General features: G+C 74.4%; 14 protein-coding genes. 3 read left to right on the top strand and 11 right to left on the bottom strand.

Annotation, left to right across the window (positions count from 1 at the left end):
• Positions 1-127 precede the first annotated feature (127 nt).
• From ABZ192_RS18175 to ABZ192_RS18195, 5 genes are all read right to left on the bottom strand, one after another.
• Positions 128-2,245 carry an SWIM zinc finger family protein gene (locus ABZ192_RS18175; RefSeq protein ID WP_356925473.1) on the bottom strand — a complete coding sequence of 706 codons (2,118 nt, stop codon included), beginning with the start codon at positions 2,243-2,245 and terminating at the stop codon, positions 128-130.
• Positions 2,242-5,079, bottom strand: coding sequence for a DEAD/DEAH box helicase (locus ABZ192_RS18180; protein ID WP_356925474.1), 2,838 nt, complete (start codon positions 5,077-5,079; stop codon positions 2,242-2,244). Before ABZ192_RS18180 ends, ABZ192_RS18175 begins: the two co-directional genes overlap by 4 nt.
• A gap of 105 nt (positions 5,080-5,184) precedes the next feature.
• Positions 5,185-5,766: a sugar kinase gene (locus tag ABZ192_RS18185; protein WP_356925475.1), complete on the bottom strand. Its 582-nt coding sequence runs from the start codon at positions 5,764-5,766 to the stop codon at positions 5,185-5,187.
• Positions 5,763-6,911, bottom strand: coding sequence for an ROK family glucokinase (locus tag ABZ192_RS18190; RefSeq protein WP_356925476.1), 1,149 nt, complete (start codon positions 6,909-6,911; stop codon positions 5,763-5,765). Before ABZ192_RS18190 ends, ABZ192_RS18185 begins: the two co-directional genes overlap by 4 nt.
• A gap of 132 nt (positions 6,912-7,043) precedes the next feature.
• A complete protein-coding gene (locus ABZ192_RS18195; protein WP_356925504.1) occupies positions 7,044-7,781 on the bottom strand; it encodes a GntR family transcriptional regulator in 738 nt (245 codons plus the stop codon).
• Positions 7,782-7,909: 128 nt separating this feature from the next.
• Here ABZ192_RS18195 and ABZ192_RS18200 point away from each other — a divergent pair, with 128 nt between their 5' ends.
• Positions 7,910-8,932: a Gfo/Idh/MocA family oxidoreductase gene (locus ABZ192_RS18200; RefSeq protein WP_356925477.1), complete on the top strand. Its 1,023-nt coding sequence runs from the start codon at positions 7,910-7,912 to the stop codon at positions 8,930-8,932.
• Positions 8,933-9,475: 543 nt separating this feature from the next.
• On the opposite strand, the gene ABZ192_RS18205 is transcribed toward ABZ192_RS18200, so the two are convergent.
• The 3 genes from ABZ192_RS18205 to ABZ192_RS18215 form a co-directional block, all read right to left on the bottom strand.
• Positions 9,476-10,153: a response regulator transcription factor gene (locus ABZ192_RS18205; protein ID WP_356925478.1), complete on the bottom strand. Its 678-nt coding sequence runs from the start codon at positions 10,151-10,153 to the stop codon at positions 9,476-9,478.
• A 99-nt stretch (positions 10,154-10,252) separates the two neighbouring features.
• Positions 10,253-11,110 carry a hypothetical protein gene (locus ABZ192_RS18210; protein WP_356925479.1) on the bottom strand — a complete coding sequence of 286 codons (858 nt, stop codon included), beginning with the start codon at positions 11,108-11,110 and terminating at the stop codon, positions 10,253-10,255.
• Positions 11,111-11,454: 344 nt separating this feature from the next.
• Positions 11,455-12,672: a histidine kinase gene (locus tag ABZ192_RS18215; protein ID WP_356925505.1), complete on the bottom strand. Its 1,218-nt coding sequence runs from the start codon at positions 12,670-12,672 to the stop codon at positions 11,455-11,457.
• Positions 12,673-12,910: 238 nt separating this feature from the next.
• On the opposite strand from ABZ192_RS18215, the gene ABZ192_RS18220 reads away from it, so the two are divergent.
• Positions 12,911-13,111, top strand: a complete 201-nt coding sequence (locus ABZ192_RS18220) for a hypothetical protein (RefSeq protein ID WP_356925480.1) — start codon at positions 12,911-12,913, stop codon at positions 13,109-13,111.
• Positions 13,112-13,158: 47 nt separating this feature from the next.
• Here ABZ192_RS18220 and ABZ192_RS18225 read toward each other — a convergent pair whose 3' ends face one another.
• Positions 13,159-13,554, bottom strand: a complete 396-nt coding sequence (locus tag ABZ192_RS18225; RefSeq protein ID WP_356925481.1) for a ribonuclease domain-containing protein — start codon at positions 13,552-13,554, stop codon at positions 13,159-13,161.
• Between the two features lie 152 nt (positions 13,555-13,706).
• Positions 13,707-14,333, bottom strand: coding sequence for a dihydrofolate reductase family protein (locus tag ABZ192_RS18230; protein WP_356925482.1), 627 nt, complete (start codon positions 14,331-14,333; stop codon positions 13,707-13,709).
• A gap of 173 nt (positions 14,334-14,506) precedes the next feature.
• Between ABZ192_RS18230 and ABZ192_RS18235 the strand changes: the two genes are divergently transcribed.
• Positions 14,507-15,292: an SDR family oxidoreductase gene (locus tag ABZ192_RS18235; protein WP_356925483.1), complete on the top strand. Its 786-nt coding sequence runs from the start codon at positions 14,507-14,509 to the stop codon at positions 15,290-15,292.
• Positions 15,293-15,925: 633 nt separating this feature from the next.
• Here ABZ192_RS18235 and alc read toward each other — a convergent pair.
• Complete coding sequence (gene alc / locus ABZ192_RS18240) at positions 15,926-17,041, bottom strand: allantoicase (RefSeq protein ID WP_356925484.1); 1,116 nt, start codon at positions 17,039-17,041, stop codon at positions 15,926-15,928.
• Positions 17,042-17,058 lie beyond the last annotated feature (17 nt).

Consider the following 17,058-nt stretch of genomic DNA (forward strand, 5'->3'; position numbering starts at 1 on the left):
CTCGGCCCCTCTCGCCGGGCGGGGCCGGCCGCCGAGGCGGTCGGGTGCGGTATGGTCCCGATCGGCTGATCCTCCACCTGCGGGGTCCTCCGGTGACCTGTCGCGGAGCGGAGCGGACCGCACCGGCTCAGAGGTCGCTCGGTATGCCCAGGCCCGTCAGGGCACCGACCGGGTCCAGGTCGGGGGTCCCCCGGGGCCACCAGTCCTCCTGGCCCGGCTCGGACTCGTAGGCGTACCACAGGCCGTCGCGGCCCAGGCGGAGCTGGACATGGCCCTGGGGGTGGGTCAGGTGGTTGCGCCAGGGGCGGAAGGCGGGCAGGTCGGCGGCGAGGAGCAGCGGGCGGGCCCGGTCGAACCGGCCGGCCGGCGGATCCCACGGCTCCTCCAGGACGGCGAGGCCCTCCGGTCCGCCCTGGCGCCAGGCGGCGACCGCGCGGGCCAGCTCGGACGGGGTGCGGCCCGCCGCGGCGGCGAGGGAGGAGTAGAGCGCCCGGGTGCCCGCGGTGAGCCCGGAGCCGGGGCGGGCCGCGGCCAGGCGGACCGCGTCCTCCCAGAGCGTCAGCTGCCCGACCGGGTCACGGCCCGTGGTGAGCAGCGCGTGGGCCCGCGCGGCGGCGTCCGTGGCCAACTGGTCCAGTGCGAACGGGTCCGGGCCGCCCGGGGCCGCCGGGTAGGCCGGGGGCTGCTCGGGGTGCGAGGGCGGGGGCAGCGGCGCCGGCAGGGGCGGGAGGGCGCGCGGCGTGACGACGTCACTGGCCCGTACCCCTGGGAGCGGCGCCGGCCCCTTGTCCTGGGCGGCGCGCGCGGCACGGGTGGCGCTCAGCCGGGACAGCGCGTCCAGCAGCTCGCGTTCGCCCCGGCCGCGCAGCAGGAGCAGGACGAAGGGGTCGGCGTCGAGCAGCCGCGCGGTCTGGTAGCAGAGGGCGGCGGCGTGCTTGCAGGGGTGGCCCCGGTCGGGGCAGCTGCACCGCGGTTCCAGATCACCCGGGCCCGGCAGCAGGGGCACGCCGCAGTCCGCGAGAGACTGGGGCATCTCCTTGTCGAGAAGCGCCGCGATGTGACCGGGCCGGTCGGCGGCGGCGTCCAGGAACCGCTCCCAGTCGGCGTCGTCGAGCGTGCGCAGCCGCACCTGCACGCGGTACGGGCGCGGACGGCTGCCCCGCACGTACGCCAGCACCAGGCCGGGCGTCACGGTGATCGCGTCGACATGCCCCTGCCCGGCGTAACCCCGCCCGCGCTCCAGCCGCTTGGCGTCCAGCGCGCCCTGCTCCAGCGCGGCGACCCACGCGTTCCCCCACCAGCTCTCGGCGAAGCCCTTGCCGTCCGGGTCGCGGGGCGGGAAGGCGGGGAAGGTGCGGCGGAGTTCGTTGTCGCGGTTGGGAGCGGCCATGGAGTGGGAGGCCAGGGGGCTGTGGAGGGTGCCAGGAGTCCGGGGGGTCGGGGGCGGGGTGGTGGAGGGGGCGGGGGCATGGGGCGGCGCGGTGTCCGTGGCTGCGTCGGGGGTGCCGGGGCCGGGTGAGGGCGAGTCCTCATGGCCGGTCTCGTCCGGGCCCTCGGGCGTCCCGCCGGGGTCCGCCGCGGGCATCCGGAAGGCGTCGGACAGCACCTGCCGTACGTCACGCGCTTCCCCGCCGACGGCGTCTCCGCGCGCCCGGCGGAGGGCCGCCGCCCGCTCGTCCACACGGCTCTGCCGTGTCCCGCGCCGGCGCCGGGCCCCTTCGCTCTCCGTCTCCTCCCGTGCCCGCCGCGCGTCCTCCCGAGCGGCGCGCAGCGCCTCGCGTGCGATGTCCGCAGCGCGGCGGGCCGGCTGGTCCGTGCCGCCTGAGGGAGCGGTCGCCGTGCTCTCGGGCGGGGCGGCGGGCTGGTCCCCCTCGCCGGCGGGAGTGCCGGCCGAGTCCGTCGGGGTGGGGGCCTCCCCGGTCTCGCCCCGGGGGTCGGAGCCGTCCGGCTCCGTGGGTCCCGGCGTGTGCCGCGGGGTGTCGTCCGGCTGATCGGCGAGCACCTCGGCGTCCGCGTCCCGCAGCGCGCCCATGTCCCTCGCCTGGCCTGCGCCCCGGTGCTCGGACACGGCCCTTCGCAGTGCCTCACGGGCGACGTCCGCCGGCTGGGGGGCCTCCTGCCCGACGGGTGCCGGGGCCGGAGCGGGCGCGGGACGGGAAGCCGGTGCCGGGTGCGGGTCGGACGCCGCCCGCTCGCGTGCCGCCCGCAGGGCCCGGCGGGCCTCGTCGGCCGGGCTGGGCGTCATGGTGTCCTCCGCAGGGAGACCAGGTCGGACAGCTCACGGTCCGTCAGTTCCGTGAGGGCCGACTCGCCGGAGCCGAGGATCGCGTCGGCGAGAGCGCGCTTGGCCTGGAGCATCTCGGCGATGCGGTCCTCGATGGTGCCCTCCGTGATCAGACGGTGGACCTGGACGGGCTGGGTCTGGCCGATGCGGTAGGCACGGTCGGTGGCCTGTTCCTCGACGGCCGGGTTCCACCAGCGGTCGAAGTGGACGACGTGGCCCGCGCGGGTGAGGTTGAGGCCGGTGCCCGCCGCTTTGAGGGACAGCACCAGGACCGGGGTCGAGCCGGCCTGGAAGCGGTCCACCATGCGCTCCCGCTCCGGTACCGGCGTGCCGCCGTGGAGGAGGTCGACCGGGACCGCCCGGGTGGCCAGGTGGGAGGTGATCAGGCGGGCCATCCCCACGTACTGGGTGAAGACCAGGGCGGATCCGTCTTCGGCGAGCAGGGTGTCCAACAGCTCGTCCAGCAGGGCGAGTTTGCCCGAGCGGGCGGCGAGCCGGTCGCCGGCGGCCCGGGGCTCCTCCTTCAGGTACAGCGCCGGGTGGTTGCAGATCTGCTTCAGCGACGTCAGGAGCTTCAGCACCAGGCCCCGGCGCGCCATGCCCTCGGCGGTCTCGATGGCGAGCATCGACTCGCGGACCACGGCCTCGTACAGCGCGCCCTGTTCGCGGGTGAGCGGCACCGGGTGGTCGGTCTCCGTCTTGGGCGGCAGCTCGGGGACGATGCCCGGGTCGGACTTCTTCCGGCGCAGCAGGAACGGCCGGACCAGGCGGGCCAGGCGCTCCACCGCCTCCTCGTCCTCACCGTTCTCCACGGCCCGGGCGTGCCGGGCGCGGAAGGACTTCAGCGGGCCGAGGAGGCCCGGGGTGGTCCAGTCGAGCAGCGCCCACAGCTCGGAGAGGTTGTTCTCGACGGGTGTGCCGGTCAGGGCCACGCGCGCCGGCGACGGGATCGTGCGCAGCGCCTTCGCCGTGGCCGAGTAGGGGTTCTTGACGTGCTGCGCCTCGTCGGCGACGACCATGCCCCACGCCTGCCCGGCCAGAGCGGGGGCCGCGGAGCGCATCGTGCCGTAGGTGGTGAGGACGAAGCCGCCGTCCAGGTCGTCCAGGCTGCGGTCCGGGCCGTGGAAGCGGCGGACGGGGACGCCGGGGGCGAAGCGGGTGATCTCCCGCTGCCAGTTGCCGAGCAGCGAGGCCGGGCAGACCACCAGGGTCGGCTCGCGGCGGGCCCGCTTCAGGTGCAGGGCGATGAGGGTGACGGTCTTGCCGAGGCCCATGTCGTCGGCGAGGCAGCCGCCGAGGCCGAGGGAGGTCATCAGGTCGAGCCAGGCCAGGCCCCGCAGCTGGTAGTCGCGGAGGGTGGCGTGCAGGCCGGGCGGCGGTGCGGCCGGGCGTACTCCAGCGGTGAGGCGGTCGCGCAGGGTGGCCAGCGCGCCGGCGGGTACGGCCTCGACCGTCTCGCCGTCCACGTCGGCGGTGCCGGTGAGGGCGACGGACAGCGCGTCGACCGGGTCGAGCAGGCCCAGGTCCCGCTTGCGTGCCTTGCGGACGAGGGCCGGGTCGACCAGCACCCACTGGTCGCGCAGCCGGACGACCGGGCGGTGGGCCTCGGCCAGGGCGTCCATCTCGCTCTCGGTGAGCGGGTCGCCGCCGAGCGCCAGCTGCCAGCGGAACTGGAGGAGATCCTCGCTCTCGAAGAAGCCGGTGCCGTCGGTCGCCGAGCCGGGGGCCGGCCGGACCACCGCGGCGGCCGAGAGGTCCTGGGCCAGGTCCCTGGGCCAGTGCACGGCGACGCCGGCCGCGGCGAGCCGGGTGGCGGCGACACCGAGCAGGTCGCTCAGCTCCTCCTCGGTCAGCGCCAGCACGTCGGGCACGTCCTGGTCGCCGAGCCGGTCGAGCGGGGGCCAGACCCGGGCCGCGCGGCGGACGGCGAGGGCCGCGTCCACCCGTGCGCGCGGGCCGAAGGCGTCGTCCGCCTCCCCCGCCCACAGCGCCGCCGCGTCGGCGACGAGGGTGGGGTCGGCGAGGCTGTGCACCTGGACGACCGCGGCGCCGGCGCTGCGTGCGCCGCCGTCGAGGGCTTCGTCGAACAGGTCGTACGCCGAGAGGTCCAGCCGGAGCGAGATCCGCACGCCGGCGTCCATGCCGGCGGCGACCTCGGCGGCCCAGTCGTGGGCCTTCGGCAGGTACTGGGCGTCGCGGGCCGCGAAGGGCCTGCCGGTGGCGTGGGGCGCGGCCGGGGTGCGCGGCAGGGTGTCGGCGACCGCGTCGAGGAAGGCGCGGACCAACGCTTCCGGTTCGGGGAGGCGGATCGGGCCCGGGCCGGGCAACGGGACGGCGTGTCCCTCGTAGGGCAGGGCGGCGGCGACCGCGCGCAGGTGCGCGATGTCGTCCGGGTCCAGGGGGCCGGCGCGCCAGGCGTCGTGGCCCGTGGGGGTCAGGCCGGGCAGCAGCCGGCCGCGCGCGGTGAGCCGCAGGGCGTGCAGGGCGGCGGCTCCCCAGCAGGCGGTGGCGGGGTGGGCCGCGGGGTCGTGCCGGGCGCGCACCAGGAGCGGCAGGGCCTCGTCCAGCGGGAGGGACAGCGCCGGGGCGGTCCGCCGCCGGACCGCGGCGCCGTGCCGTCGCACGACCGTGAGCTCGGTGTTCTCGGTGAGCTCTGCAGGCAGGGACTCCCCTTCGGGGTCCCAGAAGGCGATGCGCCCGCCGCGCGGGAGGGGGGCGGGCAGGAAGACGGCCGGGAGCCGGACCGGGACCGTCGCGTCCCCCGCCCGCTCGGCCACCGCGGCCGTGTCACCCATACGTCCTGTCACCTCCCGCCTGCGTGTCGGATCAGTTGTCTCCGACTCTACGGGCGGGGTCTGACAATCGGCCCCGGCGGCCGTGCCGCCCGGGCCGGGTTGCGGTCAGGGCACGGTCCGGGAGACGACGTACACCCAGGGATACGCGGCGTTGGAGAGGTCGACCACCACGTCGTGCGTGGGCGCGGGGTTCTTCTGGCGGTGGACGAAGCCGTACCACGCGTCGCCCTCGGGGAACTTCCAGCCGGTGACCTTGCGGTCCCGGGCGCCGATGGTGATGTGGCCCTTCTTCAGGTCCTTACGGGTCACGCCCAGGCCCGTCAGATAGGCGTCCAGACCGGCCGCGTTGGTCTCGAACTGGGCGTACAGGCGGCTGGTCTTCCAGTTGTTGGTCTCGTAGTACGCCACGTGCCAGGCCGGGTGCGGGACGGGCACCTGGTAGATCCGGCGCTGGAGCTTGGACGGCCAGCCCGCGGTCAGGCCGGTCGCCGAGTACTTGGCCTCCTTGTCCTTGCCGCTGTCGCGGCTCTGGTTCGCGGAGATCACCAGGTAGCCGGCCGGGATGCCGATGAGCAGCACGATGATCAGCAGGGTGAGCGCCCTGCGGCGGATCATGTGGCGGCGGTCCTCGGCCGGACGTTCCTCGCCGTCCGGCCAGGAGCCCTGATGCGGCAGGGATGCGGTCACAGCGTCTCCTGGGTACCGCGGAGCGACTGGGTGTACCGCTCGAAGCGCTCGTACCGCTCCACCCGGCGGCGCTTGGCGCGCCGGAAGCGGCGGGCGACCAGCCGGGCCAGGTCGGCGGCGCCGACCATGCCGGCCTCGGGGCCGAGCTGGGCCCGGGCGATACGGGCCTCGGGACGGTAGCCGCGGCCGGTCAGGTGCCTGCGGAACGCGTCCCGCGCGGGGCCGATCAGCAGGTCGTCGGCGGCCGAGACACCGCCGCCGATGACGAAGCAGGAGGGGTCGAGGGCGGCCGCGAGGTTGGCGATGCCGACGCCGAGCCACTGGCCGATGTCCTGCAGCAGCTCGATGCACATGGCGTCGCCCTCGCGGGCCAGCTCGGTGATCATCGGGCCGGTGATGTCGCCGATGTTGCCCTTGACGTGCTCGATGATCCCGTACGCCACCGGCGAGTCGGCGGCGGCCAGCTCGCGCGCCTCGCGGACCAGGGCGTTCCCGGAGCTGTACTGCTCCCAGCAGCCGCGGTTGCCGCACGGGCAGCGGTGGCCGCCGGGCACGACCTGCATGTGGCCGAACTCGCCGGCCACGCCGTACTTGCCGCGCTTGACCTGGCCATCTTCCAGGATCGCGCCGCCGATGCCGGTGCCGAGCGTGATCATCACGAGGTGGTCCTCGCCGCGGCCGGCGCCGAAGCGCCACTCGGCCCAGGCGGCGGTGTTGGCGTCGTTGTCCACGAGGACCGGTACGGAGAGCCGGCCCGAGAGGCGGTCGCGGAGCGGTTCGTTGCGCCAGGACAGGTGGGGGGCGAACAGCACGCGGTTGCGGTCGGCGTCGACCCAGCCGGCCGCGCCGATGCCGACGGCGTGCACGTCGTGCCGGTCCGAGAGGTCCAGGACCAGCTCGGCGATGGTGTCCTCGACGACCTTGGGGCTCTTGGACTTGTCCGGCGTCTCCGTGCGGACCTTCTCCAGGATGTTGCCGTCGGCGTCCACGACGCCCGCCATCACCTTCGTACCGCCGATGTCGATGCCCACCGTCGGCACGCGAGGTGCCGTCAGGTGTGAGCGGCGCTCCCGGGTGCCGACGGTGCGGAGCGCCGTGGCACGGCGGGAGCCGATGGGGGCGGTGAAGTCGCGGTAGGTGCTCATCGCCGCCGATTCTGCCTCACGGGGAGGCAGGGTGCGGAGCAGAGGGGTGGTGCGGATCGTCGCCGAGTGCGGGCCGGTGGGGGCTTGGCGCGCCCCCGCGGCGGAGCCGCACATGATACGCCCCCGCGCCCCTTAAGTACGCACCAGCAACTGGAATTCGAAGGAATAGCGCGTCGGGCGGTACGTGTGCGTGCCGTACTCGACCGCGCGGCCCGTGTCGTCGAACGTGACGCGTTGCATGGTGAGCAGCGGAGCTCCGGTCTCCTCCGCCAGCCGTTCCGCCTCCACCGTCGTCGCGGCCCTCGCGCCGATCGACTGGCGGGCGCTGTGGAGGGTGATGCCGGCCGCCCGCATCAGGCGGTAGAGGCCCGTGTTCTCCAGCTGGGCGGTGTCGAGGTCGATGAGGCCGGGGGGCAGGAAGTTGCAGAGGTAGGCCATGGGCTCGCCGTGGGCGAGGCGGAGGCGTTCCACGCGGTGGACGTCGCTGTCCTCGGCGACGCCGAGTGCCGCGGCGACCTCGGCGGAGGCCGGGACGAGCGTGTTGACGAGGACCTTGGTGGCCGGGCGCTGGCCCGCCGCCTCCAGGTCGTCGTAGAGGCTGCTGAGCTCCAGCGGGCGCTTGACCTGGCTGTGCACGACCTGGGTTCCCACGCCGCGGCGGCGGACGAGGAGGCCCTTGTCGACGAGCGACTGGATGGCCTGGCGGACGGTCGGCCGGGACAGGCCGAGCCGGGCGGCGAGTTCGATCTCGTTGCCCAGCAGGCTGCCTGGCGTCAGCGTGCCGTGCTCGATCGCGGCCTCCAGCTGCTGGGACAGCTGGAAGTACAACGGCACGGGAGAGCTGCGGTCCACGCTCAGCTCGAGCTGCACGGTCGGGTCCACTTCTGGTTTCGGCACGGGCCGAGCGTAGCTCCGCGCGTTGTTGACGGGAAGTTGTGTAGTCAGATTGTCCGGACATTCAGATTGACAGGGGCGGGCTGCGCACGCACTTTGTTTCCATGCGCATCGGCGTCATCGGTACGGGCCGCATCGGCACGATCCACGCGAACACGCTCAGCCGGCACCGCGACGTGGGCTCCCTGATCCTCACGGACGCGGACACCTCGCGGGCCCAGGAACTGGCGCATCGGCTGGGTGAGACGGCCGCGCCGGGCGTGGAGGAGATCTTCCGCTGGGGGGTCGACGCCGTGGTGATCACGACGGCGACGTCGGCCCACGCCGAACTGATCGGTCGGGCAGCACGCTCGGGCCTGCCGGTGTTCTGCGAGAAGCCCATCGCGCTGGATCTGCCGGGGACCCTGAGCGCGATCGCGGAGGTCGAGACGGCCGGGACGGTGCTGCAGATGGGCTTCCAGCGCCGCTTCGACACGGGCTACGCCGGTGCGCGCGAGGCCGTGCGCTCCGGTCGGCTGGGGCGGTTGCACACCGTACGGGCGCTGACCAGCGACCAGTCGCCGCCGCCCGCCGCGTGGCTGCCGGTGTCCGGCGGGCTGTACCGGGACACGCTGATCCACGACTTCGACGTGCTGCGCTGGGTGACGGGCCGGGAGGTGGCGGACGTGTACGCGGCCGGGTCGGACGCCGGGCCCGCGATGTTCCGCGAGGCGGGCGACGTCGACACCGGTGCCGCGCTCCTCACCCTCGACGACGGCACGCTCGCCACGGTCACCGGGTCCCGGCTGAACGGGGCCGGCTACGACGTGCGCATGGAGCTGGCCGGGGAGCTGGACCAGATCGTGGTCGGCCTGGACGACCGTACGCCGATCGCGTCCACCGAGCCGACCGGTCCGCCCGCCGCGGACAAGCCCTGGACCGGCTTCCTGGAGCGTTTCGGCCCCGCGTACGAGGCGGAGCTGAACGCATTCGTCGAGGTAGTGCGGGGCGAGCGGGCCAACCCCTGCGACGGGCGCGAGGCCCTGCAGGCGCTGCGCGTCGCCGAGGCGTGCGAGCTGTCCCGCCGGGAGCGCAGACCGGTACACCTCGCGGAGATCCCCGGAGGGTCCGCGTCGGCCTACGCGTGACGGCGGGCCGGCGGGCGGGGTGACGGTGGTCGGCGGGACGGCGAGTCGAGGGACGGCGGGCTAGCGCGGACGGCGGGACGGCGGACCGGCAGTCCGCCGGGCCAGCAGGCGGCGTGACGGCGCACCGGCAGGCTGGCGGAACGGCGGGCCAGCGGGCAGCGGACCGGCGGGACGGCAGACCGGCGGAACGGCGGGACGGCAGACCGGCGGGATGGGCGACGTCGAACCCGCCGTACGCCGGGCCCTGCTCGCCGGAGTCGGGCAACGGCGGACCGACGGGACAGCGGGCCGGGGGGCCAGCGGGCAGCGTGACGGCGGGCCAGCAAACCGCCGGGGCGGCGAGCCAGCGGGACAGCAGGCCAGGAGGCCGCCGGGCCAGCGGGCAGCGTGACGGCGGACCGGCGTAACGGTGGGCCAGCGGACGGCAGGCCGACCGACCGGCGGGACGCCAGGCCGACGGGGCGGCGGGCCAGCGTGACGGCGGGCCGGCTGGCCGGCAGGTCGGCGGGGCGGACGGGGCGGGCCGGGTCGGGTCGGGGGCGGTCAGCGGTCCTTCTGTTCCTCCTCCAGGAGGCCCGCGTCGTATGCCAGCAGCGCGATCTGCACGCGGTTGTTGAGGTCGAGCTTGGCCAGGATGCGGGAGACGTGCGTCTTGACCGTGGCGACGCTCATGAAGAGGCCTGTGGCGATCTCCGCGTTGGACAGGCCCCGGCCGACCGCGACGGCGACCTCGCGCTCGCGGTCGTTGAGGGCGGCCATGCGTTCCCGTGCCCGCGTGCGGCGGGTGTCGGCGGCGGTGCCGACCGCGTGCTGCACCAGCTGGCGGGTGACGGTGGGCGACAGGACCGGGTCGCCGGCCGCGACGCGGCGCACCGCCGCGAGGATCTCGGCCGGCGGCGTGTCCTTGAGGACGAATCCGGCGGCGCCCGCGCGCAGCGCCCGCAGGACCTGTTCGTCGGCGTGGAAGGTGGTGAGGACCACCACCTGCGGGGCCTCCTTGCGGCCGCGCAGCCGCTCCGTGGCCGTGAGGCCGTCCACCGTCGGCATCCGGATGTCCATGAGCACGACGTCCGGGTGGGTGCGGTCCACGAGCGCCTCCACCTCGCCGCCGTCGGCCGCCTCGCCGACGATCTCGATGTCGTCGGCTCCGCCCAGCATGAAGGACAGTCCGGCCCGCACCAGCGGATCGTCGTCGACGAGGAGCAGTCTGATGGCAGTCATGGGCCTCACGTAATCACGGTCGGGGTGGATGCGGGGCGCGGACGGGCGGTGGTCCGCGCCAACGCCTTGTGGGGAACGGTGCGTTGAGGGGCCGCGGGCTCAGGCGCGCAGCGCTACCCCGTACCGGGTTCGCAGGCGGCTGATCTCCCACCAGACCACCGCCGTCACCGAGGCGGGACCGCCGATGACGGCGAGGGCCTGGATCACCGGCGGCCCGGGCGGCAGGCCGCCCGCGAGCAGACTGATGGCGGCGAACTCCCACACCAGCGTGCCGGTCAGCAGAGCGGGGAGCGCGGCGTGCACGGCCGCGGTGTTGAAGCCGGTGCGGATGGCCGGGCCGGTGGCGAAGCCCACGAAGAACAGGAGCCAGGCCAGGGGCAGGGCGGCCGCGAGGATGAGCCACGGTACGGCGCCCGGCGAAGCGGAGGAGGGCGTCCGGTTCTGGCCGAGCAGGACGATCGCCCCGCCGAGCAGGGGCACGGCCGTCACGGCACCGACGTACCAGCCGGCCGACCGCAGGGCCGCCCGTACCCGTACCCGCATGGCCGATCTGGTCTGCGCCGACGCCCACCGGAACAGCACCGCGATCACGACGGGGGCGCTCAGGAGCAGCAGGGGCGGGGTGACCACCAGCCTCATCATGTACTGCTCCTGGACTTCGGCGACGTCCTCCGGTTTGCCGTACACGGCGAGCAGCAGCAGGGACATGGCGGCGGCGGTCCAGGCCCGCACCTTCTGCACGCGCGTCACATGCCGGTCGTCGACGGCCCCGTGCGTGCGCGGGTACAGCCGGTGGGCCCGGACGCGGGCCGAGCGCGCGTAGGAGTAGCACAGCATGAGCGGCAGGACCGCGAACCAGGTGCACGGAGCGAGCAGCACCAGCCACATGCAGCCGGAGATCCGCGGCTGCCCCTGCCGCAACAGCGCCCGCACGGACGGCCATTCACCACCGCGCACACCACCCCACCCCGGGCCCCGGGTGCCCGGACCCGGCTGGGGGACGTACGGGTACGGATGCGGGGGGTACGGCTGGGGGTGTGGGTAGCCGTACGGCGCCGGGCCCGGTTGAGGCGGCAGGTAATGCGGTGGTACGTAGGGGCCGTTGGCCGGAGGCGGTGGGTACGGGCCGCCGTTCGGCGGCCCCGGTGGCTGGTACGGATTGGTGGGTCCCCCGAAACTCACGTGCAGGTTCCTTCCGTTACGCGCGGCGCTGAAGGCCGCACAAACATCAGCCATCGCCCCGGCCAAGTCAACTCCGTTCAGGGCAGGGGGTCATGGGGAAGGATCCGCGAGGCCGCGCCTCAGCCCCACGGCAGCCACGCCCGTACCTCGAACCCGCCCTCCGGCGTGTGGCCGTGCTCCAGGCGGCCGCCCGCCAGGGTCGCCCGTTCCGTCAGGCCGATGAGGCCCTGGCCCGAGCCGGGGACCGGTGGTACCTCGCCCTCGGGGGGCGGGTTGTGCACGGAGATGCTGAGCCCGGCGCCCGGTCCGCCGGTGACGGTCACCGTGACCTCCGTGCCGGGCGCGTGCTTGCGGGCGTTGGTCAGCCCCTCCTGGGCGATCCGGTACGCAGTGCGGCCGACGGACGCCGGAACGGCGGCGGCGTCGTCGACCCGCTGGTCGAGGGCCACCTTCATGCCGGCCTCACGCGACTCGGCGACCAGCGTGTCCAGCGCCGCCAGCGTCGGCTGCGGCCGCCCCGTGTCGTCCGGCTCCCCCGCCCGCAGAACGCCGATGATCTCGCGCAGGTCCTGGAGGGCCTCGTGCGCGCTCTCCCGGATCACACCCGCCGCCCGCGCCGTCTCCGCCGGGGGCGCGTCGGGCCGGAACTCCAGGGCGCCCGCGTGCACGCTCAGCAGGGTCAGCCGGTGCGCGAGCACGTCGTGCATCTCCCGCGCGATGGCCTCACGGGCGAGCCGCTGCGCCTGCTCGGCCCGCAGCCGGGCCTCCGTCTCGGCCCGCCGGGCCCGGTCCCTGAGGCTCACCATGAGCTGCCGCTTGGCCCGTACGAACATGCCCCAGCCGACGATCGCCACCGTGAGCAGTACGGCGATGACCACGCTCACCGGGTAGGGGACGTCAGCGTCGGGCCGCACCCAGTAGTACAGCGGCGTGACGGCCGCGTTGATGCCGCCCACCCAGGCCGCGTACCGGAAGGGGCGGTGCACGGCGAGGGTGAACAGGGCGATCAGCCCCGCCCCGCCCGCCGTGTCCGAGACGAAGGTGACGACCGTCATGGCCACGGCCAGCCCCAGCGGCCAGCGGCGGCGCAGCCAGACGGCCGCGCAGGCCAGCGCCCCGATCAACTGGTCGACGACGGCCAGCCCCTCCGGGACATGGGGGTTGTCGTTGAGCGCCTCTATGGCGGCCGCGCCCACCAGCACGGCCAGGACGAAGCAGGAGAAGTCGACGACCCAGTCGCGGGCGGTGCGCCGGGGCCTTCGCCCGGCCCGCGCGGCGTCGGGGTCGAGTTCGTGCAGCAGGGCGGAGGGGATGAACCATCTGCGCCCGGTGAACAGCGCAGGTGTCTCGCCCGTCAGTACCGGGGAGGCCTGCCCCGCGTCGTCACCACTCACGGTCGGCAAATCTACGCAGGCCCGGGCCCGTTCACCTCACCCCGGCCGGAATCGTCGACCAAAGTCACCGCATCGCAGACTTTCGGCGCGGCCGGCCGGACCGGAAGAGGGACTTCCGTCCGACGGACGCCCGCCCCGCGGCCGATGTGCGTGGGGGGTCCGCGGGGTGAGGCTGTTTTCCATGAAGCAGGTGCTGGAGATTCTCGGCTTCCTCGCCCTCGTGCAGGGCGTGGCGGGCCTGGTGCACGAGTTCACCGACTGGAAGTGGGGCCTCGTGCAACGACTGGGGTTCCTCGACGGCTACGAGATCTACGCGAGCGTCACCCTGCTCGTGCTGGGCGTCGCCCTGTTCGCGGCGGCCGGGAGCCGGAAGTCCGCCTGAGCTTCCGGGCGGACCTCCGGCGGGCGTTCCGGACGCGGCCGCCCGGCTCAGCAGCCGTAGTCGACCAGGTCGAACGACTCGTAGTGGTCGGCCGTGTAGTAGTCCTCCCGGTTCTCCTCACCGGTGACGATGCGCCGTGCACCGCGCGTGGAGGAGCCCGGGGTGATGACCGTGTACTCGTGGTAGTAGCCGGACGACTGGCTCGGCAGGATGCCTTCCCGGTTCTGGAAGACGGTGCCGTCCTGCTCGAACGGGAAGGGGCCGCCCTGCTCGATCAGGTCGAGGGTGTCGTGGGCCTGGGACGGCAGATCGCTGTAGCAGATGCTGCCGACGGCGGTGGGGGCCGCGTCGGCCGTGGTGGCGGAGACGGTACCGCCGACGAGGAGCGCGGACAGGAGGGCGGCTGCTGCGCCGAGCCGCGAGGCGCGTGGGGGGAAATTCATGCGCTCATGATGACGCGCGTAGACAGTGGCATGTCAATGACAAGCGCGGAGATTTTCCCGTCAAGTCCGATGAGTTCGCGGGAAGTTAACCTGCCCTCAGGCGCCCTCGTGCGCTGTTCACCAGGGCCGGCGAGGGCGCCGGGGCGGGACGGCTACGCGTTCTCCGGCAGCGTGTACTCGCCGTACTGCGGGCGGCCCGCCACCTCGTACGTCGCGATCGCGACGCCCGTGCTGGTGACACTGCCTCCGGCGTGCCGGAAGGCGGTCGGTACGGCGCCCTCCGGGAACAGGCGGAACCCGGTGCCGAGCACGACCGGGAAGGTCAGCAGGTGGAGCGAGTCGACGAGGCCGTGCGTCAGCAGGGACCGGACGAGGGCGCCGCTGCCGTGCACCTGGATCTCGCCGTCGGTGCGCTCCTTCAGCGCCGTGACCTCCTTGGCGAGGTCGCCGGTGAGCACGGTGGTGCCCGCCCACCCGGGGTCCTTGAGCGTCGAGGACGGGACGTACTTCGGCAGTGCGTTGAGTTGTGAGGCGACCGGATCGGCGGGGTCGGTCACCTTCGGCCAGAACGTGCTGAAGATGTCGTACGTCCGGCGCCCGAGCAGGAAGGCACGCGGGCGGGTGAAGACCTCGTCGATGAACCGGCCGAAGTCCTCGTCGGCGTACGGGAAGCTCCAGCCGCCGTGCGTGAAGCCGCCGCGGGTGTCCTCGTGCGGGCCGCCGGGGGCCTGGTAGACGCCGTCGAGGGTGACGAAGAGGGTGGAGACGAGCTTGCCCATGGCGGGTGCCCTTCTTCTGGAACGGTCGGGTCTGTGTTCATCGGTTCAGACCCCGTGGGCCCCCGCAACTCATCGCTCGTCCGTACGGCTCCCCGCGGTGCGGGGCCGGAGGAGCCCACGTCGACGTCCGTTCACCGCCAGCGTCGGGTCCGCCCCACCGCTGGGATGGACCCATGACTTCTCAAGCAACTCTCAGCACTTCTCAAGGAAATCTCGGCACTTCTGAAGGAAATCTCGGCGGCAAGGTGGCTCTCGTGACCGGCGCGAGCCGTGGCATCGGCGCGGCGACGGCTCTGCGGCTGGCCCGGGAGGGCGCGGACGTGGCGGTCGGCTATGTGAACGGCAAGGAGGCGGCCGAGGAGGTCGTACGGGCCGTGGAGGCGCTGGGGCGCCGGGCGGTGGCGGTACGCGCGGACGCGGCGGACGCCGCCGAGGCGGCCGGTGCCGTGAGCGCGGCGGCCGAGGCGCTGGGCGGCCTCGACGTCCTGGTGAACAACGCGGGCGTCGGGGTGCTCGGGCCGCTGGAAACCCTGTCGCTCGCGGACGTGGACCGGGTCCTCGCCGTCAACGTGCGCGGGGTCTTCCTGGCCTCCCAGGCCGCCGCCGCGCGCATGCCCGAGGGCGGGCGGATCATCACGATCGGCAGTTGCATGGCCCAGCGCGTGCCCGGGCCCGGCGGGACGCTCTACGCGACGAGCAAGGCGGCCCTGGCCGGTCTGACCAAGGCCCTCGCCAGGGAGCTGGGCGGGCGCGGCATCACGGCGAACCTCGTCCATCCCGGGCCGATCGACACCGACATGAACCCGGCGGACGGCCCGCACGCGGCCGGCCAGGCGGCGGTGACGGCGCTGGGGCGCTTCGGCACGGCGGACGAGGTGGCGTCGATGGTGGTGTACCTGGCGGGGGCGACATACGTCACCGGCGCGGAATTCGCCGTGGACGGCGGCCACGCGGCGTGAGCGTGGCGCACCGGTGCGGTCGAGCCGGTGCGCCCCCCCCTGGGGCGGGGCCACGGGTCCGGTCGGGCCGGTGCGTCCCCCTCGGGCGGGGCCACGGGTCCGGTCGGGCCGGTGCGTACTCCCGGTGTGCAAAGCCACCGGCGCTGTCAGGCCGGTGGTCCTGAGGCGAGCCCACCGGCGCCGTCGGTCATGCCTGCCCCCGATGCGACGCCACCGGTGCCGTCAGGCCGGTGGTCCTGGGGCGGGCCTATCGGTGCCGTCGGTCATGCGTGCCCGGTACAGGTCACGGATGCCATCGGTCCGGCGCGCCCCGGTGAGAAACCACCGGTGCTGTCAGGCCGACGCCCTCCTGGTGCAAGGCCACCGACGCTGTCAGCCAGGCCCCCTGGGACAGGCCCACCGCTGCCATGCGGCCGGCGCACCCCCATGCGAAACCACCCGCGCCGGCAAGTCGGCGCACCCCGGTGCAGAGCCACCGACGCCGCCAGGCCGGCGCGCCCCCCCTGCGAAACCACCCGCGCCGTCCGGCCGGCGCGCCGTCCGGGTGTGAAGGCACCGGTGCCGTCAGGCCGGTGGTCCTGGGGGGCAGGGCCCCGGTGCCGTCGGTTCGGCGCGCCCCCGGCGCGGGCGAGTTCAGCCCCCCAGTTCCTGGTGTCGTGCCGTGAGGCGACGCGCGCCGTCGTTCGTCAGGGAGCCGAACAGGCGCAGGCGGGAGATGCCGCCGTCCGGGAAGATGTCCACGCGTGCGTGCGTGCCGACGGCCGGGGTCGGGAGGACGAAGCGGTGGTTGGTGTCGGGCTGGAGGCGGGTGCGGGGCAGGATCTCCCGCCACTCGGCGTCCTCGCCGTCGCGCACGGACACCGCGGCCCAGCCGGCGCTGTTGCCCTTGAGGTACGCGGTGTCGATCTCCAGGGCGCGGATCTCGGACTGGGCGGTCAGCCGGTAGCGGATCCAGTCGTGGCCCTGGTCGCGGCGGCGCCGGGTCTCCCAGCCGTCGTCCATCTTGCGGGAGCGGCCCGGCTGGATGGTGTTGGTGGCGGGCGAGTAGAAGAGGTCGGAGGCGTCCTCGACCTGGCCGCCGTTCTCCAGGGCGACGACGTCGAAGGTGCCCAGCACCTCCAGCCACGCGGGGTCCGGGACGACCTCGCCGTACACGCGCAGGCGGGCGATGCCGCCGTCGGGGTGCTGGTTGACCCGCAGGTGGGTGAAGCGCTGCTCGACGGCGACGGGGAAGCCGTTCGCCGCGTGGCCGCCGACCGGGGTGCGCGGGACCAGGGTCGTCCACTTCACGTCGTCCCCGAGGAGTTCCTCGGGCGACGGGGAGCCCGGCACGCACGTGCCCTCGACGGACACGGCCTGCGGGTAGTTGCCGCGGAAGTGCGCGGTGTCGACGACGATCCCGCGGACCACGCCCGGGGCGCCGAGGCGGACCAGCGCCCAGTCGTGGTCCTCGGCGGTCGGCCAGGGGTGCTCCCCCGACGCGCCCCGGCGGCGGCGCGTCTCCCAGCCGTCCATGATCTTGCCCTTGTGCCCGAAGTGCTCGGGGTCGAACTCGGCGCGCTCGGGCACCAGCAGGTTCTCGCGCTGGGCGAAGAACTCGTCGTTGGCGGCGATGACACCGGCCCCGAGACGCCGGTCGGCGAGGTTGGCGTACTGGGTGAAGGGGAAGTCGGCGGTGCGGTAGTCCGCGTACGGGTCGCCGCCTCCGTAGGGGTTCGCGTCGCCGGTGAAGCTGGGAATCGCCGTCACGGTGATCAGGTCTGCCT

Origin of the sequence: Streptomyces sp. NPDC006235, assembly GCF_040613735.1 — a bacterium.
Taxonomy (GTDB): domain Bacteria; phylum Actinomycetota; class Actinomycetes; order Streptomycetales; family Streptomycetaceae; genus Streptomyces.